This is a genomic window from Xanthomonas sp. NCPPB 3570, from assembly GCF_056725115.1.
The window spans coordinates 4479161-4504831 of record NZ_CM161513.1; the positions used below are offsets into that span (position 1 = coordinate 4479161).

At 69.7% G+C, this 25671-nt stretch carries 16 protein-coding genes; 6 read left to right on the top strand and 10 right to left on the bottom strand.

Translation table 11 applies throughout. From position 1 onward, the window contains the following. Positions 1-315: 315 nt before the first annotated feature. A complete protein-coding gene (locus AC1PLR_RS19295) occupies positions 316-2508 on the bottom strand; it encodes an AsmA family protein (protein ID WP_481103645.1) in 2193 nt (730 codons plus the stop codon). 370 nt (positions 2509-2878) lie between these two features. On the opposite strand from AC1PLR_RS19295, the gene AC1PLR_RS19300 reads away from it, so the two are divergent. Both AC1PLR_RS19300 and AC1PLR_RS19305 read left to right on the top strand, forming a co-directional pair. Next, entirely contained in the window at positions 2879-4399 is a 1521-nt protein-coding gene (locus tag AC1PLR_RS19300) for an acetyl-CoA hydrolase/transferase family protein (protein WP_481102012.1), read from the top strand. A 29-nt stretch (positions 4400-4428) separates the two neighbouring features. Then, the gene (locus AC1PLR_RS19305) at positions 4429-5592 is read left to right on the top strand and encodes an AAA family ATPase (protein ID WP_481102013.1); all 1164 of its coding nucleotides are present in this window, start codon (positions 4429-4431) and stop codon (positions 5590-5592) included. Positions 5593-5988: 396 nt separating this feature from the next. On the opposite strand, the gene AC1PLR_RS19310 is transcribed toward AC1PLR_RS19305, so the two are convergent. The 9 genes from AC1PLR_RS19310 to AC1PLR_RS19350 all read right to left on the bottom strand — a co-directional run bounded on the left by AC1PLR_RS19310 (position 5989) and on the right by AC1PLR_RS19350 (position 20165). After that, positions 5989-6303: a GIY-YIG nuclease family protein gene (locus tag AC1PLR_RS19310; protein ID WP_481102014.1), complete on the bottom strand. Its 315-nt coding sequence runs from the start codon at positions 6301-6303 to the stop codon at positions 5989-5991. A 516-nt stretch (positions 6304-6819) separates the two neighbouring features. Continuing rightward, complete coding sequence (locus AC1PLR_RS19315; RefSeq protein ID WP_481102015.1) at positions 6820-7893, bottom strand: 3-deoxy-7-phosphoheptulonate synthase; 1074 nt, start codon at positions 7891-7893, stop codon at positions 6820-6822. Positions 7894-8578: 685 nt separating this feature from the next. After that, positions 8579-11494, bottom strand: a complete 2916-nt coding sequence (locus tag AC1PLR_RS19320; RefSeq protein WP_481103646.1) for a TonB-dependent receptor plug domain-containing protein — start codon at positions 11492-11494, stop codon at positions 8579-8581. A gap of 296 nt (positions 11495-11790) precedes the next feature. Continuing rightward, a complete protein-coding gene (locus AC1PLR_RS19325; protein WP_481102016.1) occupies positions 11791-13098 on the bottom strand; it encodes a ComEC/Rec2 family competence protein in 1308 nt (435 codons plus the stop codon). Positions 13099-13182: 84 nt separating this feature from the next. Next, positions 13183-15993, bottom strand: coding sequence for a TonB-dependent receptor (locus tag AC1PLR_RS19330; protein ID WP_481102017.1), 2811 nt, complete (start codon positions 15991-15993; stop codon positions 13183-13185). A 326-nt stretch (positions 15994-16319) separates the two neighbouring features. After that, positions 16320-17363, bottom strand: a complete 1044-nt coding sequence (locus AC1PLR_RS19335) for a FecR family protein (protein WP_481102018.1) — start codon at positions 17361-17363, stop codon at positions 16320-16322. Continuing rightward, positions 17360-17914 (bottom strand): RNA polymerase sigma factor, encoded by a 555-nt coding sequence (locus AC1PLR_RS19340; protein WP_481102019.1) that lies wholly within the window; start codon positions 17912-17914, stop codon positions 17360-17362. The genes AC1PLR_RS19335 and AC1PLR_RS19340 overlap by 4 nt, the downstream gene beginning before the upstream one ends. A gap of 169 nt (positions 17915-18083) precedes the next feature. Continuing rightward, complete coding sequence (groL, locus tag AC1PLR_RS19345; protein WP_010340980.1) at positions 18084-19730, bottom strand: chaperonin GroEL; 1647 nt, start codon at positions 19728-19730, stop codon at positions 18084-18086. Positions 19731-19877: 147 nt separating this feature from the next. Further along, positions 19878-20165, bottom strand: coding sequence for a co-chaperone GroES (locus AC1PLR_RS19350; protein ID WP_010340979.1), 288 nt, complete (start codon positions 20163-20165; stop codon positions 19878-19880). Between the two features lie 277 nt (positions 20166-20442). On the opposite strand from AC1PLR_RS19350, the gene AC1PLR_RS19355 reads away from it, so the two are divergent. The 4 genes from AC1PLR_RS19355 (at position 20443) to AC1PLR_RS19370 (ending at position 25571) form a co-directional block, all read left to right on the top strand. Continuing rightward, positions 20443-22218, top strand: a complete 1776-nt coding sequence (locus AC1PLR_RS19355; protein WP_481102020.1) for an endonuclease — start codon at positions 20443-20445, stop codon at positions 22216-22218. Between the two features lie 128 nt (positions 22219-22346). Then, positions 22347-22679 carry a divalent-cation tolerance protein CutA gene (gene cutA / locus AC1PLR_RS19360; protein ID WP_481102021.1) on the top strand — a complete coding sequence of 111 codons (333 nt, stop codon included), beginning with the start codon at positions 22347-22349 and terminating at the stop codon, positions 22677-22679. A 4-nt stretch (positions 22680-22683) separates the two neighbouring features. After that, positions 22684-24981: a protein-disulfide reductase DsbD family protein gene (locus tag AC1PLR_RS19365; RefSeq protein ID WP_481102022.1), complete on the top strand. Its 2298-nt coding sequence runs from the start codon at positions 22684-22686 to the stop codon at positions 24979-24981. Further along, on the top strand, positions 24978-25571 hold the full coding sequence (locus AC1PLR_RS19370) for a TlpA disulfide reductase family protein (RefSeq protein ID WP_481102023.1): 594 nt from the start codon (positions 24978-24980) through the stop codon (positions 25569-25571). Before AC1PLR_RS19365 ends, AC1PLR_RS19370 begins: the two co-directional genes overlap by 4 nt. Positions 25572-25671 lie beyond the last annotated feature (100 nt).

Genomic DNA, 25671 nt, shown 5'->3' on the forward strand with positions numbered 1-25671 from the left:
CCATCGCATCGCCCGCAGCGGCAGGCCCGGAAACGGGCAATAAAAAAGCCCGCTGGCAGCGAACTGCTAGCGGGCCTTGCTCCCTCCCCCACGTCGGGATGCAGGGCGATCTTGGGCGCTTTTTTGAGACATTGCACGCTGCAGTGCAAAACGATACTGGGCGGTACATTCTGCGGCGTTGGGGGAATGGGGAAACGGGAATAGGGAATGGGAAAAGCGGGCGGACGTGCACCCTGCGCGTGCCTGCACATTTCCAGCGCCGCGATGCATTGCCTAGCCTTGCCTACACAAGAGCACGACGCGTTCGTCGTCGCGTCAGGGCGATGCCGCCGGCGCCGGTGCCTCCGGCAGCCACGCCGGTTGCCGGTCGTACCACTCGCGCGCGCCGAGCAGATGCCATTGCCGTTGTTCGCCGCGCAAAGCCACGCCCACGCCGAGCACGCCCCAGCGCGCGTACAGATCGCCCTGCGTGCCGGCATCGCCCACGCGCAGACGCGCGCGCAAGGCCACCCGTTCGTTCTCGGCGGCGACCCGATCCAGCCACAGTGCATCCTTGCGCCAGCGCAGCTGCCCGCTGGCCTGCAGTTGCCCGGCGTCGGCCAGCTTCAGCAACCACGCCGGCGCATCGCTGTGCTGCGCGAACACCGCCAGCACCGGGCCGGCGTCGCGCATCTGCATCTGTACCTGCGCATCGGCCTGCACCGGCGCCGCCGCAGCGATGCGGCCCTGCGGAATCCGTAGCGTCGCCCACCAATCGCCCTGTTTGGGCTGGGCGCCGTAGCGCACGCCCTGCAGGCGCAGCGTGCTGCCGCTGAGATCAAAGCGCTTGTCCTGCAGCTCGGCGCGCCGCAGCCGCGCGTCCAGGTCGAGATTGCCGGCCAGCTCCAGGCCCGCGGTCTGCAGCCGCGCCTGGCGGCCGAGTACGCGCAACGTTCCCTGGCCGACCTGGCCGGACGCGTCCAGCTGCAGGTCGCCGCTGAGCCGGCCATCGCCGCCGAGCACCCGCACCTGCGCCGCCGGCAGGTAGCGGTTGTAGGCGCGCAGATCCGGCACGCGCGCGTCGGCGAAGCGCAACCGCGCCTGCAACGAGTCGCGCAGGGTGGCCAGCGCGCCATCGCCCTGCAAGTCCAGTTGCAGGTTCTCGCCTTCGACGAAGCTGGCCTTGGGCTCGTCCAGCGGCGCCAGCGCGAAGCGACGCATGCGCACGTCCAGTTGCGTGCGCGGCTGGTCGGCCGTGCCGACGATGCGCCCGGCCGCCTGCGCCTTGCCGCTCAGCCGCACGCGCATGATCTCCGCCACCGCCTGCACGTCGGGCACGTCGAGGCGGCTGCCCGGCTGCAGCGCGCCCTGCCGCAACTGCAGATCGGCGGCGACGTCGCCGCCGCCGTCGAGCTGGAACCACGGCTTGCGCACCAGCAGGTCGCTGATCCAGTTCAACGATTCGAAATGCCAGCGTCCCTGCACGCGGCCGGAGGTGCGCGGCAGCAGCGCCGCCGGGTCGTCGAACGGCACCTGGCGCCCGGCGATGTGCAGATCGGCATCGAGCATGCTGCGCGGATCGACCTTGCCGGGCAGGCGCGCACGCGCGTGGATGTCCTCGCCCTCCACGTCCAGCAGCAGCGTCAGCACGCCACGATCGGTGGCGCCGACGCCGGCATGCAGCGGCACCCGCCAGTTGAGCGTGCTGCCAGGCTGCAGCGCGCCGCGCAGCAGGTGCAGATCGGCCTGCACGTGGCCCAGACCGGGTTCGGTGCTCAGCTTGGTGGTGTCGCCGGCGGTGTCGATGCGCAGGGCCACGCTGCGCCCGTGCACGCGCAGCGCCAGGTCGGTGATGCCCAGCTTGCGCAACCCCGGCGCCTGCGCGCGGTAGTGGCGCGGGAACGAGAAGCGCGCGTCCAGCGTGGCCTGGTCCGCGATCTGGCGCTTGCCGTAGCGCACGCTGGCGTCCTCGAACACGATCTGCGAGCGGAACAGTTCCGAGGGGCCGCCACGCAACTGCTTGAGGAAGCCGACGGTACCGTGGCCCTTGCCCTCGACCGCAAAATCACCGAAGCGTGCGCGGCGCAGCGTGCCGCTGTGGATCGCATCGAAGCGCAGCGTCCAGCCCTGGTCGCTGGGCGGCGGTGGCGGGATCATCTCCTCGACGCGGTCCATCTCGCCGATCACGTTCACCGCTTCCATCCACGGCAGGCGCACTTCGCGGTGCAGCAGCGGCAGCAGCGCGATGCGCGCGCTGGCGCGGTCGGCGCGCACCTGCCAGACATTGCGCTGCACATGGCCGCGCATGCGCACGTTCCAGGCGGTGATGAAGCCGGGCAATACGGTGATCGCCGGCCCGGTGTGCATGCGGAACTTCTCCGGCTTACGGTTGGTGGCTAGGTCGAACAGCGGCGTGTTGAGGAACACGTTGCCGGCCAGCAAGTACAGCAGGTAGGCGATCAGCAGGCCGCGCAGGAGCAGGCGCCAGCCGCGCGGCAGACGCCGGTAGCGTGCGTGGACGGCGGTCAGCGGGCGGGCGAAAGGCGGCACCGCCGCACTATCGCCGCGGCGCGGCGTGGAGCGCGTGAAAGCGACGGTGGCAGACACCCGGTGTTGCGCCGACTGCATGCGCGTTGCGTCCTGCCGTCGCAAGCCAGAGCCCACCAGGAAAACGAGAACCAAGCGCCCCTCTCCCACCGGGAGAGGGGTTGGGGTGAGGGTCGGGCGCACGAAGCGCCGCACACGTCGCTCACACCATGGCGTACGTCCTCATCGCTGCGCTCCGTCGCGCCCGCATGCGCCGCCGCGCGACAGGCGCAGAAAGTGGGGACGCGCCCCAGCGCGAGCCCCGGCCCGATCCGCGATAATTGCCATCCCCTTCCCACGCCCTGGTCGCCGCATGTCCGCCGAACGCATCCTCCATCCCCGCCTGCGCGAGCGGATCGTCAGCGCCGAGGCCGCGGCGGCGTTGATCCAGCCCGGCGAGACGGTGGCGATGAGCGGCTTCACCGGCTCCGGCTATCCCAAGGCGGTGCCGATGGCGCTGGCGCAGCGCATCGAGGCGGCGCACCTGCAGGGCCAGTCGTTCAAGATCCAATTGCTGACCGGCGCCTCCACCGCGCCGGAACTGGACGGCGCGCTGGCCAAGGCCGACGGCATCGCCCTGCGCATGCCGTTCCAGTCCGACCCGGACGCGCGCCAGCGCATCAACGCCGGCACGCTGGACTACATCGACATCCACCTCAGCCACGTCGCCCAGCACGTGTGGTTCGGCTTCTACGGGCAGATCGACACCGCGGTGGTGGAAGTGGCCGGCATCCGCGAGGACGGCAGCCTGATTCCGTCGACCTCGGTCGGCAACAACAAGACCTGGCTGGATCTGGCGAAGAAGGTGATCGTCGAGGTCAACGACTGGCAGCCGGCCGGCATCGACGGCATGCACGACGTGTACTACGGCACCGCGTTGCCACCACACCGTAAGCCGATCCCGCTGCTGCACGCCGACGACCGCATCGGCGAACCATCGCTGCGCTGCGACCCGGACAAGATCGTGGCGGTGGTGCGCACCCATGGCCCCGACCGCAACAGCCCGTTCACCCCGGCCGACGCCACCAGCCAGCGCATCGCCGAGCACCTGATCGCGTTCTTCCAGCACGAGGTCGGCAAGGGCCGGCTGCCGCCGAACCTGCTGCCGTTGCAGTCCGGCGTGGGCAACATTCCCAACGCGGTGCTGGCCGGCCTGGCCAGCAGCGGCTTCCGCGACCTCAGCGCGTTCACCGAGGTGATCCAGGACGGCATGCTCGACCTGCTGCGCAGCGGCGTGTTGAAGGTCGCCTCGTGCACCGGCTTCGCGTTGAGCCCGGAGGCCAACGAGGAGTTCAAGCGCAATATCGACTTCTACCGCGAGCGCATCATCCTGCGCACGCAGGAGATCTCCAACCATCCGGAACTGGTGCGGCGGCTGGGCTGCATCGGCATGAACGGCATGATCGAGGCCGACCTGTACGGCAACGTCAATTCCACCCACGTGATGGGCAGCCGCATCATGAACGGCATCGGCGGCTCTGGCGACTTCGCCCGCAACGGCTTCCTGTCGATCTTCCTCAGCCCCAGCACGGCGAAGAATGGCAGCATTTCCTCGATCGTGCCGATGGTCAGCCACGTCGACCACACCGAGCACGACGTCTCCATCATCGTCACCGAGCACGGCCTGGCCGACCTGCGCGGCCTGCCACCGCGGCAGCGCGCGCAACAGTTGCTCGCGCACTGCGTGGACCCGAGCTACCGCGCGCAGTTGCAGGACTATGTCGACCGCGCCCTGCACGCCAGCTACGGCAAGCACACCCCGCACCTGCTGCCCGAGGCGCTGTCCTGGCACCAGCGCTGGCTGGATACTGGGACGATGCACGCGGGAGGCTGAGCGGCGCCGGCAGCGGGTATGCTGCGCCGATGCTGACCACCCTGGCGGTTTCCTCCTATCGTTCCCTGCGCGAGCTGGTGCTGCCGCTGGCGGGGCTGACCCTGATCACCGGCGCCAACGGCAGCGGAAAGTCCAACGTCTACCGCGCGCTGCGCCTGCTCGCCGACACCGCCCAGGGCGGCGTGATCGCCGCACTGGCCCGCGAGGGCGGCTTGCCGTCGGCGTTGTGGGCCGGCCCGGAGACGCTGAGCCGCGCGGTCCGGCGCGGCGAGCATCCGGTCGAGGGCACGGTGCGGCAGCAGGCCGTCGGCCTGAAATTGGGCTACGCCAGCGACGCATTCGGCTATGCCATCGACCTGGGCCTGCCGATGCCGTCGGCGTCGGCCTTCGGGCTGGATCCGCAGATCAAGCGCGAATGCATCTGGGCCGGCCCGTGGCTGCGCCAGTCCAACCTGCTGGTGGACCGCAACGGACCGGCGGTGTGCCTGCGGACCCAGGACGACGGCTGGACCGATGCCGGCGCCAGCATCGCCAGTTTCGACAGCGTGCTGGCGCAGTTCTCCGATCCGCGCGCTGCACCGGAGATGCATGAGGTCCGCGAGAACATCCGCCGCTGGCGCTTCTACGACCACTTCCGCACCGATGCCGCGGCACCGGCTCGCATGGCGCAGATCGGCACGCACACGCCGGTGCTGAGCAACGACGGCGCCGACCTCGCCGCGGCCCTGCAGACCATCCTGGAGATCGGTGATGCCGACGGCCTGCATGCGGCGGTGGACGATGCCTTCCCCGGCGCGCGGTTGACGATCGAGGTGCATGCCGGGCGCTTCGACCTGGCGATGCATCAGCATGGCCTGCTGCGGCCGCTGTCGGCAGCCGAACTGTCCGACGGCACCTTGCGCTATCTGCTGTGGATCGCCGCCCTGCTGAGCCCGCGCCCGCCGGAACTGCTGGTGCTCAACGAACCGGAAGCGAGCCTGCATCCGGACCTGCTGCCGGCGCTGGCGCGGCTGATCGGCAGCGCCACGCGGCAGGCACAGATCATCGTGGTCTCGCATGCCAGCCGGTTGATCGCGGCGCTGGAGCAGCAACCCGATTGCCTGCACCACCTGCTGATCAAGGAGCACGGCCAGACCGACGTGGCCGGCCTGCGCGCGCTCGATCGGCCGGCATGGCATTGGCCCAGCCGCTGAGGCGGGGTGTGCATCGGGTGTGTCTGCTGCGTACAGCGGCATGCCCCATGGGGCGGTGGTCGCGTCGTTCGGGTTCGTCGCGTCGGGACTGAAGTCCCTCCCACAGTGCGGTCCTCTTGCATCCGAAATCCACGCGAATGTGCGGCATCGTCGTAGGAGCGGCTTCAGCCGCGACGGGCTTGTCATGGGGCGCGCTTGAAAGCGCTCCTACAACGGCTGGCAGTGGCCCCGTTGGGGGCTCGACGAGCAGTTGCGGGACAGCGCGTCGGGACTGAAGTCCCTCCCACAGTGCAGTCCTCTTGCATCCGAGATGCGCGCGAATTGCGGCATCGTCGTAGGAGCGGCTTCAGCCGCGACGGGCTTTACCGGTCACGCCTGTCGCGGCTGAAGCCGCTCCTACAACACCGCTGCGGATTCGGCTGTCGTTTGCAGGTTGTCGGCGCCAGATACGGGGTCGGGCACGGCGAGGAACGCCAGCTTGCGACCGCGCGGCAAGCGCTTGAGTGCGTATTCGGCGCGCGAGGCGGCGGCACGGTCGGGGTAGGCGCGACTGGCCAGCAGCCGTACCGGCGGGTTGGCGCGGGTGTACTTGGCGCCGGCGCCGCGCAGGTGCGCCTGGAAGCGCGCCTGCAGGTCCGGGGTGATGCCGGCGTAGTAGCTGCCGTTGCGGCATTCGAGCAGGTACAGGAACCAGGGCGAGTCGGCGGCCATGCAGGCATTATCGACACGGTGGCCGGTTTCGCCAGCAGCGGTGTCCGCACATGCGCGCTTGCGACCTCGGGCAACACCTATTGGCCACATCTCGATGTCGTCCGACGCGGCGCTGGCGGCATCGGCCAGTCGCCGGCCTTCGGTCAGTTTGACCCCACCGCATGGCGCTGGAACAGCGTGGCGCCTAGCAGGGCCTGATACGTCTGGCAGGCAATCGCCGCTATGCCCCGGCCCATCAATGCGTAGCGTGTACATCCCATCGCGCCACTTCCACGCCGTCGCGCTGAACCGGCGACAACAGGTCTTAACGCCCCGCCAACACCTTGCCAGCCGCTGCCACACAGCGGCATACCGTGGTCACCGAATGGGCGGATAACGTCTTCACCGGCACGCAGCCGTCGATACCGAAGCTCTCTCCCTTCGCATTCGGCGGCGCGTCCGGCCCCTCTTCCGGGCCTCCCCCGCCCCCCAACGCACGCAGCCGGTCAGGCTGCGTGCGTTTTTCCCACCACGAGCTCAGGCCGCCTGCGCCACGCGCGCCTGGCGCCGCGCGCGCACCGCCTGCGCCAGCCGCTCGAGCACCTGCAACGAGGTGTCCCAGTCGATGCAGCCGTCGGTGATGCTCTGGCCGTAGACCAGCGGCTGGCCCGCGACCAGCTCTTGGCGGCCACCACGCAGGTGGCTCTCCACCATCGCGCCGACGATGCGGGACTGCCCGGCCTCGAGCTGGCGCGCGATGTCCTCGATCACCTTGGGCTGGTTGTCCGGGTTCTTGCCGCTGTTGGCATGGCTGGCGTCGACCATCAGCCGCGCCGGCAGGCCGGCCTTCTCCAGCACCTGCGCCGCCGCGGCGACGCTGTCGGCATCGTAGTTGGGCTGGGTGCCGCCGCGCAGGATCACGTGGCAGTCCGGGTTGCCGGCGGTGGCCGCCACGGCGGTCTGCCCGTCCTTGGTCACCGCCAGGAAATGGTGCGGATGCGAGGCCGCGCCGACCGCATCCACCGCGATCTTGACGTCGCCGCTGGTGCCGTTCTTGAAGCCCACCGGGCACGACAGGCCCGAGGCCATCTCGCGGTGCACCTGGCTCTCGGTGGTGCGCGCGCCGATCGCGCCCCAGGCCACCAGGTCGGCGATGTACTGCGGCGAGATGATGTCGAGGAACTCCACGCCGGCCGGCAGGCCCAGGCGGTTGATGTCGCGCAGCAGGCCGCGCGCCAGGCGCAGACCCTTGTTGATGTCGAAGCTGCCGTCGAGGTTGGGATCGTTGATCAGGCCCTTCCAGCCGACCGTGGTGCGCGGCTTTTCGAAGTACACCCGCATCACGATCTCCAGCGCATCGCCGTAGGTCTCGCGCAGCGGACGCAGGCGCTGCGCGTACTCCATCGCCGCGACCGGGTCGTGGATCGAGCAGGGGCCGATCACCACCGCCAGGCGGTCGTCGCGGCCGTGCAGGATCTCGTGCAGCGCCGCGCGCGCGGCAGTGACGGTCTGTGAGGCTTCTTCGTCGCAGGGCAGCAGCGCCTGCAGCTGGGAGGGCGGAGTCAGCGGTTCGATCTTGCGGATGCGCAGATCGTCGGTGTGCGGGGCCATGTGCGTGTCTCGTCGGGGGGGCTGGGTGGGGGCCAGATCCGGCGGCATGAAAAAAGCCGCCAGGTTCGCTGGCGGCTTTCGGGATTGCGGCTGAAGTTTCCTTCAGGATGAACGCGATCCTTCCTCCGCCAGCGGCATCGGAAAACCGTAATACCAAAAGTAAAAGCTGCGGCAGGACGTGTTCATGGGACGTAGTGATAGCACAGGGTTTGCGGCAGCGCCACAGTTGCATCAGCAACTTGTGGAGCCGGGAAAGGGGACCGGGAATGGGGAATCGGAAAAGCGGTTCAACGCGGCGGGAGGGCCATGATGTCGCCGTCATCGCGTAGGAGCCTTTGAGGCGCAGGTTCTTACGTGGCGCTGCCCGCTCCGGACCCTCACCCCAACTTCTCTCCCGCAGGGAGAGGGGCTAGTGCACTTCCCTTCTCCCGCCGGGACCATGGCCCCCTTTTCGGGGGAAGGTGCCCCGAAGGGGCGGATGAGGGTACGGCAGCAAGCGATCCAATCTCCACAAGCACACGCCTATGCGTTCTTGCGTGGCGCTGCGCGCTCCGGACCCTCACCCCAACCCCTCTCCCGGTGGGAGAGGGGCTAAAGCGCGTTCCTGTCGCATGTTGCGTAGCGCCGCGCCGAATTCAGCGCTACCAAAACCAATCCCGAATCCCCACTCCCGAATCCCGGCCCCTCAGAAATCCAGCACATATTCCATCGCCACCTCGCGGCCGATCGCGTCGTACAGGGTGGTGTTGTAGAACTGGTAGCCGTAGTAGCGCTCCTTGTTGTCGTAGCCGACGGTGTTGAGCACGTTGTTGATGTACAGGTTGACCTTCATCTTCGGGGCGATGCGGTAGCCGGCGGTGAGATTCCAGTACAGCGCCGGGCCGACGCGGCCGAAGTAACGCGTGGTGCTTTCGCCGAAATGGCGGTTGCCGCTGTCGGTGACGCGGCAGGCGTCGGAAGGGCTGGGCTGGTAGCCGTCGTCGAAGCGGGTGCAGGTACCCCAGTTCACCGCCTGGGTAGACCCGAAGCGCTTGGCGTACACGGTCAGGTCCAGCGGTCCGCCGTTCTCCCAGTGCACGCTGCCGCGCAGCTTGCTGCGGATCTTCTGGTCGCGCAGGTTCTTGTCGTCGTCGGTGCGGTAGGTCTGCTCGTGGTAGCCGATCAGGTTGTTGTAATCCAGGGCGAAGCTGAAGTTGCCCCAGCGCGCGGTGTTGAGCCGGTACTTCAGCGAGGCATCGACGCCGGACACGTGCATCTGCGCGATGTTGATCGGTCCCTGCTCGATGCCGGTGACGCGGCCGTCGGCATCGCGCGACACGCGCGAGAGGATGCGGGCGCAGTATTCGGCGCCGCCGGGATTGACCCACACGCCGCCGGCAGTGGTCAGGCCGGTGCGGCAGCCGGCTTCGGCGCTGAGCACTTCGTCGCGGTTGAGATCCTTGATCATGTCCTGCAACCGGATCTTGTAGTAGTCCGCGGTCAGCGACAGGCCCTCGGCGATGTCCCAGACGAAGCCGGCGGTGACCGAACGACCGTGCTCCGATTCCAGGTCCGGGGTGCCGCGGCGGTTGACCTGCATCAGGTAGAACACGTCGCTGTTCTCGGCGCTGCAGCCGCCGGTGAGGTAGTAGCCCTTCTGGATGCAGCGGTATTGGTCGATCACGGTCTGCTGGGTGGAGCTGGGCTCGCCGAGCACGTAGTGCATGTCAGGAGCGCGGAAGCTGGTGGCGACGCTGCCGCGCAGCAGCAGCGTGCTCAGCGGCCGCCACTCCAGGCCGGCGCTCCAGGTGGTGTCGCGCTGGGTGCCGATCGCCGCACCGAGGTCGCTGCCGTAGGCGCGGTAGTCGCCGTAGCGGTCGTGCCGCGCGGCCAGGCTGGCGTTGAGCGTGGACAGCAGCGGCACGTCGAACTCGATGCCTCCCGAGTAGCGCAGGCGCTCGCCGCCGCCGTAGTCGACCACGTCCAGCGGATAGCAGGTGTTGGCGCAGGGATCGGGCGACAGCCGGTAGCCCTGCTTGGCCACTTCGCCGACCGCGGCGAACTTGATCGGCCCGGCCCAGCCCTGCAGCAACTCGCCGGTGATGTTGGCGCTGGCCTGGTTGACCCAGGAATCGGCGCGGTTGTGCGCCTTCACCGCCAGGTCGTTGTACTGCGCGCCGGTCAGCGGCTGGTACCAGCGTTCCTCGTTGAGATCGTAGATCGGCGTGCCGTCGGCGGTGCTGCCCAGTTGCGGGCCGAGGAAGTAGGCGGTGGCCTTCTGCGTGTCCACGGTGCGCACGTATTCGTCCACGGTGTAGCGCGCGCGGCCCACCGCCACTTCCCAGTCGAAGCGATCGGCGAGGCGGCCCTTGAGGCCGGCGCTCAGGTCCCAGGACAGTTCCTTGGTGGTGTTGGCCAGGTTCTTCCAGCCGCCGGATTCGAAGCGGGTGAGCTGGCGGATCGCGTACAGGTCGCGGTCGCTGCCGGTGTCGTGGAACGGGCCGAGGTAGACGTAGGGCGGGTCGTAGGTCCAGTAGCCCAGGCTCTTGGTCGTGGACAGCGTGCTCCAGGCCTGCACGCCGTTGTCGAAGTCGAAGGTGCCGTACAGATACGCCGAGCCGCTGTCGCCGCCGCTGGCGGCCAGCCAGTCGGCGTAGTCGTGGGCCATGCCGCAATAACCGCCGAGATTGCGCACGGTATCGCTGTTGTAGTCGTAGCTCAGCCGCTGCGCATCGATGAACTGGCCGCCGAAGCGTGCGCAGGTGCCGCTGGGCGGCGCCAGGCGCGTGTTGTTGCCGGCGTCGACCAGGCTCAGGCCGGTGAACGGATTGAAGCCGTACTTGCGCGCCTGCGCGGTCCAGTTGCTGTAGGACTCGTCGTCCTGGTCGTCCATCTTCGGTCGCTCGCCGACCGAGAGCGGATCGCGCCGGGTCCACTGCAGCGCGTAGGTCAGATTCCACTTGTCGCCGCTGCGGCCACCGACCCAGGACAGGTCGACCACGTCGCGCCCGCCGGCGGTGGCAGTGCCGCCGCGCAGGCGCACCTGGTTGCCTTCGTAGCCCTGCTTGAGGATCACGTTGATGACGCCGGCGACCGCGTCCGAGCCGTAGATGGCCGACGCGCCGCCGGTGAGGATTTCGATGCGTTCCACCGCCGCGGAGGGGATGTTGGCGTAGTTGGCGAAGTTGCTCTCGCCGGCGTAGGGCTGCGGGTAGTCGGCGACGCGGTGGCCGTTGACCAGCAGCAGCGTGCGCCCGGGACCGAGATCACGCAGGCTCACCGGCGAGGCATTGGGCGTGTGCGAGCCGTATTTGGTGTCGGCCTCGACGCTGCCCTGCTGGTTGAGCGTGCTGAGCACGTCGTAGACGGTGAGGAAGCCTTCCTGCTGGATCTGCTGCGCACTGATCGTCAGCACCGGTTCGGCGCCCTCCACCTCCGAGCGCTTGATCCGCGAGCCGGTGACCACGACCTGGCCCAGGTCGGTGGCGGCGGCCTTGGGCGCGGCGGTGTCGGCATCGGCGTCCTGCGCGCGCGCCTCGCTGGCGCCGTACAGCGCCAGCACGATGCCGAACGCGAGGGTGGTGAGTGGGCGACGTGGCATGCGGTGTCCTCTGCAGCGGATGGAAGCGACGCCGTGCACGCACGACGTCCGGCGTCCCCTTCGCTGCGCCGCGCCCACGACCGTGCGCGCATGCCGCAGGCACACGCCACCCTGCGCCGGTCGCGACGCACAGAAGAAGACGAACATGCGGGCGTGCAGATCCCCCTGGACGCCCGTGCGTCCTAACCTGCATGGCGCCGACACCCGCTGTCAACACACTGCCACGCATCGCGCGTAGACGCTTGTCGGTTATGCGCGATTCGCCGCATCGCGCGCGGAATCGTGCCGCATCGCCGCGGCGGGGCACGGCGGCCCGCTCAAGCGGACGATGACCCCTGCGTGGCGTGGCGCCCGCTGGCATACGGACCATGCACGGCCAGCACCGTATCCGACTCGTCGCTGTTGTCGGTGACCACGATCCGGTATTGCCCGCCACCCGGCGCGACCCGCACCACCACGTGGCCATTGGTGCTGGTCATCTCGCGGATGCGCTTGTTGGCGACGATATTCTCCGGCTTCATCGCGGTGGCGTAGATGTCGCGCGGACCCGGGTACAGGCGTTCGCTGAGCATGTTCTCCAGCGGCGACACCGACGGATGCGCCGAGTCGTTGGTGAGGATGACGAACGCACGCGGGCGCAATGCGCGCACGCAGGCCGGGCCCATCGCGTCGGCATAGGCGTGATGGTTGGCCACCGCCACGTCGACCGCACCGGTCACCTGCGCCACCGGCGTTTCCACGTCGCGCCAGGGGTCTGCGTCGTAGTAGTTGATGCTGTTGGAGAGGTCGCCGCCGCTGTAGTAGGTGAACGCGCCGTAGTGCAGGCGCAGCGCCGCCGAGCACTGGTTCTCCGTCGGCACGGCACCGGGCGGGAACAGGGCGCGCGTGCGCTCGCCATCGCCGGTCCACACCTCACCGTTGACCGCCAGGTTGCGGATGGCGAAGCCGGGATAGGCCGCGGCGTCGCGCCGCAGCCGCAGTTGGTCGGCGGCACCGGCACGGAAGCGCTCGACCTGCGCGCCGCGGGCGCGCTCGTGCTGGATGAAGGCGCGGTAGTTGCGCTGGTTGGGATCCTCCAGCGCTTGCGGAAACGCATAGTCCGGGTAGCCGCGGTCCAGGTAGCGGCGGATCGGCAATAGTTGCGCCACGTCGGTCACGCCGGTCAGGGCGTAGTGCCCACCCGGCGCCAGCGGCGTGTCCGGCAGGCATTCGCCCATATGGTCGCGGTGGAAGTGGGTCAGGATGAACTCGTCGAGTTCGTGTCGCCCCGCCTGCGCCAGATGCCGGCGCGCGTAGCGGCCGACCCACTCGCCCGCACGCCGGCTGGCGTTGGGCAGCTCGTCGATCAGGTATTTGTCCAGGCCGTCGATGGCACCGGCGTCGATCATCATCGCGGTGCCGTCGGGGCAGACGATCAGGGTGGCGTTGCCGCGGCCGGTCCCGATGTGGTGGATGTCGAGCATGCCCGGGATCCAGCCGCTGAGCGGTTCGCGGATGCGATCGACCGAGGCGGAAGGCGTGGCGGCGGCGCGCTGCGCCCAGCCGGGGAGCGGCAGCATGCCGGCGGCGAGCGCCGTGCCGAGGCCGCCGAGGAAGCGACGGCGGGTGAAATGCGGAAGCGTCATCGAAGAATCCTGGCGATCAACGAAACATGCGCACGTGGCATCGCCGCGCGCTGGCGGCGACCCACGTGCGACTCAGGGCGCGTGTCACCACGCCCATTGCAGCGAGGCGACGTAGCTGCGGCCGAAGATCGGCCGGCCCACGGTCGCGTCCGCCTGCACCAGGTCGCCGGACACGCCCGGCGCGCGCGCATTGCCTTCGGTGAGACCGTGCGCATCGGTGACGTTGGTGCACAGCAGTTGCGCGCTGAGGTTGGCGTCGAGCTGCAGATGCAGTCCCAGGTCCAGGGTGCGATAGGCCGGCAGCACGCTGGCGTTGGTGAAGTCCTGGAAGCGCCGGCCGATGCCGAACCAGGTGGCGTAGGCGCGCGCATCCACCCCGCCGACCTGGAAGCGGTAGCTCGGTTGCAGCGACCAGCTGTACTTGGGCACGCGCGGAATCTCGTTGTCGACCAGCGCGGCACCGGACAGGCCGCTGAAGGTGTCGGCACCGCTGATGCGCGGATCCTGCAGGGTCACCGAGCCGGTCAGCTCGAACCCGCCCAGCGGCCGCCACGTGCCTTCGAACTCCACGCCCTTGGTACGCGTGTCGATCAGCAGCGGCACGTTGACCAGCAGGCCGTTGGCGTTGGCGACATAGGTGCTCGAATTGAGTTTCCTGAAATCGCTGTAGAAGCCGATCAGCACCAGTTCCAGCGGCCGCGTGGCGTACTTCACGCCGAGCTCGGCCTGGCGGATCGGGGTCACCGGCGTGGCGCTGCCGTCGGGCATGCGCCCGCCGACGCCGTTGACCACGTTGCCCCATTGCTCGCTCAGCCGCGGGAAACTGAAGCTCTCGGTATAGCGCGCGAAGACATTGACCGGGTCGGCGAGCTTGTACGAGGCGCCCAGCGTCCACGAGGTGCCGGCCATGTCCTTGCTGTAGGGCACGCTGCCGACCAGGCCGGTGACGGTGCGCGCGGCCAGCGGACCGCTCGTGGCGATGGTCTGGGTGCCGATCACGCCGCGGTTGCCCTCTTCGCGGCGCCACACCCGGCGCAGGCCGGCATCCACTTCCAGCGCATCGTTGAGCTTCCAGGTGTCGGCCGCGTACAACGCCGTCGCGGTCCCGTGGCTGTCGCCGATCAGGTCGCCGCTGCCGTAGCTGGTGAAGCCGTTCTCGGTGACGTTGCCGAGCACCTGCCCGGCCGCGTTCAGGGCCTGGATGTCGAGCGCGTCGGGATTGCTCTTGACGTCGGTCAGCAGCGCATTGCCGATCTGCTGCTGGCGCAAGGTGAAGTGGCTGAAGCTCAGGCCCAGCGACACGTCGTGGCTGCTGCCGCCGGACATCTCGAACAGCCGTCCCAGGCGCAGGTCGTTGACGAAGTCGCTGTAGTGGGTCTGCGTGCTCGACCAGGTGTTGATCATGGTCAGGCCGGCGGTGGAGGCCGGATCGAATGGGGTGTTGGTGCCGGCCAGCACGTAGCGCAGCGAGGCGGTGCCCGGGAACGCGGCGCGCGCGGCGGCCAGGCGGCTGCTGAGCACGCTGGCCGCGTCCACCGGAGACCCGTTGAACAGCGCGTTGAAGCCCACGTCGCCATCGACGTAGCGCGCCTTGTCGCTGAGCCGCCAGCCGTTGGCGAACTCGGTGTCGCCGCCCACGGTCAGGGTGCGGGTGACCGGATGCACGCCATCGGCCAGGTCGCGCGTCTCCACGCGGTTGCCGCCGTTGCCGTCCAGCGTGCGGATACGCACGTTGCGGAAGCTGTCGCTGACGAGCGTGCCGGTGGACGGGTCGATCAGGTCGGCCAGCGAATCGCCGTTGCGCGGATCGGCCAGCGGGATCGCGCTGTAGAACACGCCGCGGTCGTTGAGGTATTTGAAGTCGGCGAAGAACTTGCCGAAATCGAACTTGTAGGTGCCGCCGACCTTGATCTGCCCACCCTGGTTGCCGTTGCCGAAGCCCGGATCGCGCAGGCCGTCGCTCTGCCGGTAGAAGCCGCTGATGGCATAGAGCAGATTGTCGTTGCCCTGCACCGGCCCGGACGCGGTGGCATCCATGCGCGCCAGCGCGTTGGCCCCGCCGGTCAGCTTGACCGCGCCCTTGGCGGTGTCGGTGCCGTGGTTGGTGATGAAGTTGAGCACGCCGCCGGAGGCGTTGTTGCTGTAGATCGGCGCGGTGCCGCCGCGCACGATCTCCGCATCCTGGGTGCCCAGGTCCAGCCGGTACACCTCGTCGATCTGCAACTGGCGCTCATAGTTGGACTCGAACAGCGGCAGGCCGTCTTCGAGCACGTCGAGCAGGCGGAAGCCGGACCACGGCAGGCCGCGGATCACCACGTTCTCGCCGCCGGCTTCGCCACCGGAATTCTCCACGGTGACACCGGGCACCGAGCGCAGCATGTCGACCATGCTGCGCGGCGCCTGTCCGGCGATCGTCTCTGCGCTGACCGTGGAAATCGCGTACGGGGCGAGGAATTTCGGTCCCTGGGTGGCGGTGCCGGTCACCACGATCCGGTCCAGGTCGATGGCACCGGCGGCAGCCGGGGAGGCGGTCGCGCTGGTGGCGGGCACTGCAGCCGCGTGCACGATCACCGTGTCGCCGTCCAGGCGGAAGCCCAGATCGGTGCCTCGCAGCAGGCCGCTCAGCGCCTGCCGTGGATCGCCGGCGACGCTGCCGCCGGGGCTGCGCTTGTCGCGCAACAGCGCCGGATCGGCGATCACCTGCAGGCCGGTGGCGCGCGAGAACGCGGCCAGGGTGGCGCCGAGATCGCCGGGCGGCAGGGTCGCGGCGGCCGGCGTCGCGGCGGCGGCCGACGGTGCGATGGCGGGCAGCGCCACCAGCGCGGCCAGGGCAGCGGCCAGCGCGGTGGCGCGCGGAGAACGGATGGCACAACGGAAGGAGCGGCGGGGCGGCATGAGCAAGGTCGTCGTCGGGTCGCCAACGTGGCGTGGCAAAGGACAAAGACGCCGCAACGCGCCGATCCCGACAGGGGATTGCATGAATTTTTTGTGACGCGTCGCAGCACCTCACGGTCGCTTGGCCGGCGAACCGGCCGCGTGGACAGGCGCCGCGCGTCGTCGCGCGGCCGTTCGCTCCAGCGCGATCACTGATGCGCGATGGCGCCCGCCGGCCACTCCACCGTCGCGTGCACCATCGCGTTGCCCTGACACTGCCGGCGACGGCAGCCAGACCCGGCACGTCGCGCCTGCCCGCGCACGCAACGCCGCGACGGCGACGGCGACTACTGTGGCGCGGCGGCGCGTTCCACGCGGATGCCGTCGGCGCGCCGCTGCAGTTGCAGCGGATACAGCTGCGCCAGGTGCATGAGGGTCTGCTCCGGCCGGTCCAGGCGGAAGCGTCCGGACACCTGCAGCGCACCCAGCGCCGGATCGGCGAGCACGATTGGCTGCGGCGAGCGCCGATTGAGTCGCTCGATCAGCCGCGCCAGCGGAATGCCAGCAGTCTGCAGCCAACCCTCGCGCCAGTCGCCGGCCTGCGGATCGAAGCGCGCCAGCGCGCCCAGGCCGGTGCCGGCCGTGTCGATGCGCATGCCGGCCGCCAGCACCTGGTGCGCGGCGCCGTTGTCGATCTCCACCCGCCCCGAATACACCGACAGTTCGCTGGTGGCGCCATCGCGCGCCAGGTTGAAGACGGTGCCCAGCACCCGTACCCGCGCCGGGCCCAGATCCACCTGGAACGGGCGCTGCGGATCGTGGGCGACATCGAAGAACACTTCGCCGCGCTCCAGCGCCACCTCGCGCCGCTGCGCGCGTAGTTGCACCCGAACCCGGCTGGCACCGTTGAGGGTAAGCACGCTGCCATCGTCCAGGCGCAGCACCTGGGTCTGTCCGGGCGCGGTCGTGGCCACGATCGGTGCCGGATCCGGGCGCAGCCGCGGCCACAGCAGCACGGCCAGCATCGCCAGGCCGGCGGCCAGCGCCGCCGCCAGCGACCGCCAGTCGCGGCGCGGACGTCGTGCGCCGCTTGTCGGCGCGACGGCTCCGGCGACGGCGGACGCGGCCGACTCGTGGACGGCAACGGCAGCCACCCCGGTCGCCTGCGCTGGCGCCTCGGCCTGCACGTGGTAGGCGGCCAGCGCCTCCAGCAGCGCCGCATCGTGGGCCAGCACCCACAGCGCATCGAAGGCAGCGCGATGCGCCGGATCGGCAGCCAGCCAAGCTGCCAGCCCGGGCGGATCGCCGCCCGTCGTAGCCAGCGCGCGCGCCACCCAGTCGGCCGCGGCGTCCTGCACCGCGTCGTCGGCGGTGTTACTGTCCGGCCTCATGCCGCGTCCTCCGGGCCACGTCGGCGCGGCGTGGTGGCAGGTGGCGGCACCGCGTCGCCGCGCGCCACCGTTTCCTGCAGCCAGCGCAGGCCGCGGCTGACGTGCTTCTCCACCGCCGCCTCGCTCAGCCCCAGCGCCTCGCCGATCTCGCGGTAGCTCTGCCCGCGCAGGCGGCTGCGCACGAACACCTCGCGGCGCAGCGGCGGCATGCCCTGCAGCGCGCGGGCAAAGGCCTCCACGCGTTGCCGCTGCATCGCCGCTTCCTCCACGCCCGGCGCCGGGCTGGGCACCTCGTCGTCGATCGGCTCGGTACGCTGGCGCTGGCGGCGGCGCAGGTGGTCGTTGAGCAGGTTCAGCGCGATCGCGCGGGCCAGCGCGGCCAGGTCGGTGACCGCGTGGTCGCGCGCGTACACGACCACGCGCAGGAGGGTCTCCTGCACCAGGTCCTCGGCCAGCGACCAGTCGCCGGTACGGCGGAACAGGAAGCGCTGCAAGGCCGGCCGGTGCTGGTCCAGCCGATGCGGATCGAGTTGGCAGACCGGGGCGACCATGACCGCTCGCAGAGGCTGGGCGAGCGCAGCTTATAGCGCATCGGGGTTCCACCACGATGACCGTCACGCGGTGCGGCAGGCCGCCATGCCGCCGGCACAAAAAAAGAGCCCCGCATCGCTGCGGGGCTCCTTTCGACTGCGTGGAACGGGTCGGCCGAGGCCGGCTGGATCAGAAATCCATGCCGCCCATGCCGCCCATGCCGCCGCCCATGCCGCCCGGAGCGGCCGGCTCTTCCTTCTTCGGGGCCTCGGCCACCATCGCTTCGGTGGTGATCATCAGGCCGGCGATCGAGGCGGCGTTCTGCAGCGCCGAACGGGTCACCTTGGTCGGATCCAGGATGCCGAACTCGACCATGTCGCCGAACTCGCCGTTGGCGGCGTTGTAGCCGAAGTTGCCGCTGCCTTCCTTGACCTTGTTGAGGATCACGGACGGCTCTTCGCCGGCGTTGGTGACGATCTCGCGCAGCGGCGCTTCCATCGCGCGCAGCGCGATCTGGATGCCGTGGGTCTGATCTTCATTGGCGCCCTTCAGCTCGCCGATCGCGCTCAGCGCGCGCACCAGCGCCACGCCGCCGCCCGGGACCACGCCTTCTTCCACCGCCGCACGGGTCGCGTGCAGGGCGTCTTCGACGCGCGCCTTCTTTTCCTTCATCTCGATCTCGGTGGAGGCACCGACCTTGATCACCGCCACGCCGCCGGCCAGCTTGGCCACGCGCTCCTGCAGCTTCTCGCGGTCGTAGTCCGAAGAAGTCTCTTCGATCTGCGCCTTGATCTGCTTGATGCGCGACTCGATCGCCGAGGTGTCGCCGGCGCCGTCGATGATGGTGGTGTTCTCCTTGGAGACCTGCACCTTCTTGGCGCGGCCCAGGTCCTTGATGGTCGCCTTCTCCAGCGCCAGGCCCACTTCCTCGGAGATCACGGTGCCGCCGGTCAGCACGGCCATGTCTTCCAGCATCGCCTTGCGACGGTCGCCGAAGCCCGGAGCCTTGACCGCCACGACCTTGACGATGCCACGGATGGTGTTGACCACCAGGGTCGCCAGCGCCTCGCCTTCCACTTCCTCGGCGACGATCAGCAGCGGCTTGCCGGCCTTGGCCACGCCTTCCAGCACCGGCAGCAGGTCACGCACGTTGGAGATCTTCTTGTCGTGCAGCAGCACGAACGGGTCGTCCAGGTCGGCCTGCTGGCTCTGCTGGTTGTTGATGAAGTACGGCGACAGGTAGCCGCGGTCGAACTGCATGCCCTCGACCACGTCCAGCTCGTTCTCCAGGCCCGAGCCTTCCTCGACCGTGATCACGCCTTCCTTGCCGACCTTCTTCATCGCGTCGGCGATGATGTTGCCGATCGACTCGTCGGAGTTGGCGGAGATGGTGCCGACCTGGGCGATGGCCTTGTCGTCGGCGGTGGGCTTGCTGATCTTCTTCAGCTCGGCCACGGCGGCCACGACGGCCTTGTCGATGCCGCGCTTGAGGTCCATCGGGTTCATGCCGGCGGCGACCGCCTTGGAACCTTCGCGGATCAGCGCCTGCGCCAGCACGGTGGCGGTGGTGGTGCCGTCGCCGGCGTTGTCGGAGGTCTTGGACGCGACTTCCTTCACCATCTGCGCGCCCATGTTCTCGAACTTGTCGGCCAGTTCGATTTCCTTGGCGACGGAGACGCCGTCCTTGGTGATGGTCGGGGCGCCGAAGCTCTTCTCGAGCACGACGTTGCGGCCCTTCGGGCCCAGGGTGGCCTTGACGGCATTGGCGAGGATGTTGACGCCGCGCACCATGCGCGAACGGGCGTCTTCACCGAAACGGATATCTTTGGCAGCCATGTTGAGTTACCTCGGGAATAGGGAATGGAGAACAGGGAATAGGCAGATCAAGAGCGGGCGGTCGGGACGGGATGGAAATCGCGGGCGACGAAGGCGCCTTGCCGATTCCCGATTCACCATTCCCGATTCCCGCGATCGGCGGCGCTGTTAGCCGACGATCGCCAGCACGTCGTCTTCGCGCAGCACCTTGTACTCGACGCCTTCGGCCTTGTAGCTGGAACCGGCGTACTGGCCGTAGATGACCTTGTCGCCGACCTTCAGCGCCGGGGCGCGTACGCTGCCGTTGTCCAGCGGCTTGCCGGCGCCGACGGCCACGACTTCACCCTTGGTGGACTTTTCCTTGGCCGAATCCGGGATCACGATGCCGCCGGCGGAGATTTCGTCGGCTTCGATCGGCTTGACTACGACGCGGTCGTGAAGCGGCTTGATGCTCATTGAGTGAGACCTCTTAAGTGATTGATTGGTCTAGGAAAGGCCGGCGATGTTAGCACTCGCACATGACGACTGCCAGCAACGCTCGCGAAAAAACCCGGTAAGGCCGGGATGCGCCTGATGTAGTGCCGTGGCGGGGGCTTTCAAGGGCCAGGGGCAAAAATTTTTTGCCGAAGACGTGCGTTGCATGCCAAGCAGTGACCGAATCCTGTCACAGTGTCACAGAGTCGGGCTAGGCTGGGCGGACCCAGGGGGGATCCATCACCAAAAGGAGTTGTCGATGAAGCCATCCGCCGTTGCGCTGCCGCTGGCCTGCCTGCTCGCCCTTGCCGGGCCGGCCCAGGCCGCCGTGTTCATCAACGAATTGCATTACGACGATGCCACCGCCGCCGGCGACACCGGCGAAGGCGTGGAGATCGTCGCCACCGCCGGGGAGAGCCTGAGCGGCTACCGCGTCTACCTGTACAACGGCAGCAACCCCGGCTCGGCCACCGTCTACGCCAACAGCGCGGTGCCGGCCGGCAACCTGGTCAGCTGCGGCGGGCAGGTACGCATCGCCACCGTCAGCTATGCCAGCAACGGCATCCAGAACGGGCCCAACGACGGCCTGGCGCTCGTCGACGGCAACGGCCAAGTGGTGCAGTTCCTCAGCTACGAGGGCGCCATCACCGGCGGCGGCGGCCCCGCCGCGGGCATGACCAGCCAGAACCTGCCGGTCAGCGAGAGCAACAGCACCCCGGCCGGCACCTCGCTGCAGCTGCGCGGCAACGGCAGCGCCGCGGCCGATTTCAGCTGGAGCGACAGCGCCACCAGCACCTTCGGTGCCTGCAACAACGGCCAGACCTTCGCTGGCGGCGGCGGCAGCAATGCCGCGCCGACGGTGACCGCCACCACCCCGACCCAGGGCGCCACCGACTTCCCCGCCGCCGGCGACCTGGCGGTGACCTTCAGCGAGGCGGTGAGCCTTGCCAGCGGCGCGTTCGGCCTGAGCTGCCAGCAGTCCGGCAGCGTGGCGCTGACCTACCCCAGCAGCGGCACCCAGTTCGCGCTGTCCACCAACACCGCGCTGAAGGCCGGCGAGAGCTGCACCCTGAGCATCGTCGCCGCACGCGTGAGCGATGCCGACGGCGCGCATCCGGCGCAGGATCGCAGCGTCGCCTTCACCGTGGCCAGCGGCTCGGGCGGCGGCAGCGGCGCCGGCACCTACTATTCGCACGTCAACACCTCCAGCCCCAGCCAGCTGCGCTGCTCGCTGCACGAGACGATCAAGGGCCACACCGTCTATCCGTACAGCAGCAGCTCCGGCACCGATACCTGGGCCATCCTGGAGATCGCCGACGAGGATCCCAACAACAGCCAGCGCGTCCTCGACGCCTACCGCAACCGCAGCTACGCCAAGGGCACCGATCGCGCCGGCAGCGGCAGCGGCCTGAAGTACAACCGCGAGCACAGCTGGCCGAACTCGCTGGGCTTCGGCACCGCCACCGGCAACAAGGGCCTGCCCTACGCGCCGTACACCGACACCCACATGCTGTACCTGACCGACGCCACCTGGAACGCCGACCGCGGCAACAAGCCCTACGCCAAGTGCGACAGCAACTGCGGCGAGCGCGCCACCGAGGCCAACGCCGGCTTCGGCGGCGGCAGCGGCCGCTACCCGGGCAACTCCAACTGGGTGCGTACCCCGGACGGCAACAGCGGCACCTTCGAGGTGTGGGACCACCGCAAGGGCGACATGGCGCGTGCGGTGATGTACATGGCGATCCGCTATGAAGGCGGGGTCGACGCCAAGACCGGGCAGTCCGAGCCGGACCTGGAGCTGACCGACGACCGCAGCAAGATCGTCAAGACCTCGTCCTCGCCGGCCTACATGGGCCTGCTGTCGACGCTGATCGCGTGGAGCCAGCAGGACCCGCCGGACGACGCCGAGCGCGCCCGCAACGAGGTGATCTACAGCTTCCAGGGCAACCGCAACCCGTTCATCGACCACCCGGAGTGGGCGACCTCGTCGCTGTTCACTTCCGCCAAGCCCGCCAGTTGCCAGTTGGTCAACTGAGCCGTTGTCTCGCCCGCTGCATTTGCAGCGGGCGGGATTCGGGATTCGGGATTGGGGATTCCGAGCGGCGCCGGCTTTCCCCACGGGCGCCGCCAAAGCGCGGCCGGCATCCCTATACTGTCGGCCGCATGTCCGCGCCCGCCCTCCGCTTGCTGCTCAGCACCTGCCCCGACCCGGCCAGCGCCGCGCGGGTCGCCCAGGCGCTGGTCGACGAGCGCCTGGCCGCCTGCGTCAGCCGCCTGCCCGGCGTGCAGTCCACCTACCGCTGGCAAGGCGAGGTGGAACAGGGCGAGGAAGTGCTGCTGCTGATCAAGACCGCCGCCGACCGCCTGCCCGCCCTGCGGCAGCGGCTGTGCGCGTTGCACCCCTACGAGGTCCCCGAACTGGTCGAACTCGAGGTGACCGGCGGCCTGCCGGCCTACCTGCAATGGGTGCATGCCGAAACCCGTGAGGAACCGTAAGCCGATGACCCTGCTGCACCGCCTCGCCGCCCTGTGCCTGCTGGCCGTGGCCGCCTTCCCCGCCCTGGCGATCAGCGAAAAGGACTTGCTGCCGGTGGACCAGGCCTTCGCGCTCAGCGCGCAGGCGCCCGAACGCGGCCGCATCGCGCTGCACTGGGACATCGCCAAGGGCTACTACCTGTACCGGCACCGCATCGCGGTGAAGGTGATCGGCGGCTTCAGGCCCAACCCGACCCTGCAGTTGCCGGCCGGCCACAAGAAGACCGACCCGTACTTCGGCGAGGTGGAGACCTACCGCGACGCGTTGAACGCGGTGCAGAGCGGCATCGCCGACCCCGGCACCGACCGCGTGCAGGTCGAGGTGCGCTACCAGGGCTGCGCCGATGCCGGCGTGTGCTACCCGCCGCAGAAGCGCCTGCTCGAAGTGACCCTGCCGGCTGCCACTGCCACTGCCACCGCCACCGCCGATGCCGCGCCGCCGGCGGCGACGGGCGGGCTGCCGGGCAGCGGCCCGGGCGCGGGCAACGGGGCCAAGCCGCTGTTCGGTCCCGGCCCCGGCGCCGCTGCGGTGCAGGGTCTGCCGCTGCCGTCGGACCAGGCGTTCCATTTCGAAGCCATCGCCAACGACGGCAATACGCTGTTGCTGCGCTTCACCCCGGCGCCCGGCTACTACCTCTATCGCGACCGCACCGCGCTGGCGCTGGAGGGCGCGCCCGGCATCCGCACCGGTATGCCGCGCTGGCCGCAGGGCAGCTCGCACCAGGACGAACACTTCGGCAAGGTGGTGGTGTACTTCGACCAGACCGAGGTCACCGTGCCGCTGCAGCGACAGCGCGCCGATGCCGCCGCCGCGACCCTGGTGGCGACCTTCCAGGGCTGCCAGACCGACGGCATCTGCTATCCGCCGATGACCCGGCGGGTGAAGCTGGCGCTGCCCAAGGGCACCGTCACCCCGGCCGACCAGGCCGAGGTCAGCCCGCTGCTGGTGACGCCGCTGGACAGCCGCCAGGCCGACGCCAACGACGCGGCCGCGGCCACCGATGCCGATGCCTTGCCGGCGACGCCGGACGCCTCCGCGCACAACGCCGCGCGCAGCGCCGCACCGCCGCCGGCCACGCAGAACCTGCTGTGGATCCTGCTGCTGGCGCTCGGCGGCGGCCTGCTGCTGAACCTGCTGCCGTGCGTGCTGCCGATCCTGTCGCTGAAGGTGCTGGGCCTGGCGCAGAGCGGCGAGAGCCGCGGCCGCGCCCGCAGCCATGCGCTGTGGTACACGCTGGGCGTGCTCGCCTCCTTCGCCGTGATCGGCGGCATCGCCGTGGCCGCGCGGCTGCTGTGGGGCTTCCAGCTGCAGCGCCCGGGCTTCGTCGCGGTGCTGGTGTACCTGATGTTCGTGGTCGGGCTGAGCCTGTCGGGCGTGTTCACCCTCAGCGCCAACCTCGGTGGCGTCGGCCAGTCGCTGTCCACGCGCAGCGGCCCGGTCGGCGACTTCTTCACCGGCGTGCTGGCCTGCGTGGTGTCCAGCGCCTGCATCGGTCCGTTCATGGGCCCGGCGCTGGGCTATGCGCTGACCGCGCCGGCGGCGGCAGCGATGCTGGTGTTCCTGACCCTGGGCCTGGGCCTGGCGCTGCCGTTCCTGCTGATCGGCTTCGTGCCGTCGCTGGCCAGGCGCCTGCCCAAGCCGGGAGCGTGGATGGAGACGCTCAAGCAGGTGCTGGCGTTCCCGATGTACCTGAGCGCGATCTGGCTGCTGTGGGTGCTGGGCAAGCAGCGCGGCGTGGACGCGGTGGCGCTGCTGCTGATCGGCGCCACCCTGCTGGCGCTGGGCCTGTGGTGGTTCGAGCGCGCGCGCTGGCGCGACCACAAGACCGGCATGCGCCTGGCCGCCGTGCTGCTGCTGGCCGCCCTGCTGCCGGCGTGGGGCGTGACCCGGCTGCCGCCGCCCAGCGCCAGCGTCGAGCGCAACACCGTGGCCTATTCGCCGCAGATGCTCGACCGCCTGCGCACCGACAACCGCGTGGTCTTCGTCAACATGACCGCCGACTGGTGCGTCACCTGCAAGGCCAACGAGCGCAATGTGTTCGACAGCGACGCGTTCCGCGACACCATCAAGCGGGTGGACGCGGTGTACATGAAGGGCGACTGGACCAACGAGGATCCGCGCATCAGCGCCTTCCTCGCCGAGCACAAGGCGGTGGGCGTGCCGCTGTACGTGGTCTATGGCCCCGGCGCGCCGCCGACGGTGCTGCCGCCGGTGCTGAGCCAGGCGGTGGTCGAGGACGCCCTGCTGCGCGCGGCGCGATGACCCCCGCCAGCGCGCGCCTGCTGGCGGTCGCCGCGGTGGCGGCGGTGCTCGGCGTGGCGGCGGCGCATTGGTGGGAACGGCGGACGCCAGCGCTGGCCCCGGCAACGTCCGCCCCGGCCAGCGGCCATGCGGCGGCGACGTCGGTCGCCGCGGCGCGCCCGGGCGACCTGGCCCCGGCACTGCGCCTGCCCACGCTCGACGGCGGCCACCTGACCCTGGCCCAGTTCCGCGGCCGGCCGCTGCTGGTCAACGTGTGGGCGAGCTGGTGCGAACCGTGCGTGCGCGAGATGCCGGAACTGGACCGGCTGGCGCGCGCGCAGCCGGCCGACGGCCTGCAGGTGCTCGGCATCGCCCTGGACCGTGCCGAGGACGTGCGCGCCTTCCTGCAGCAGGTGCCGATCGGCTACCCGATCGCGCTGGAGACGCCTGGCCCGGCCGACGCCAGCGTGCGCCTAGGCGACACCCAGGGCCTGCTGCCGTACAGCGTGCTGATCGACGCCGACGGCCGCATCGTCAGGCAGAAGCTCGGGCCGTTCGCCCCGGGCGAGGTCGAGGGCTGGGTGGGTGGCGGCGCGCAGCCGACGCAGTAGCCGGCAGAGCGCTGGACGCACTCGCGTAGGAGCGGCTTCAGCCGCGACCGGGCTTTACCGGTAACGCTTGGTCGCGGCTGAAGCCGCTCCTACGCGGGCA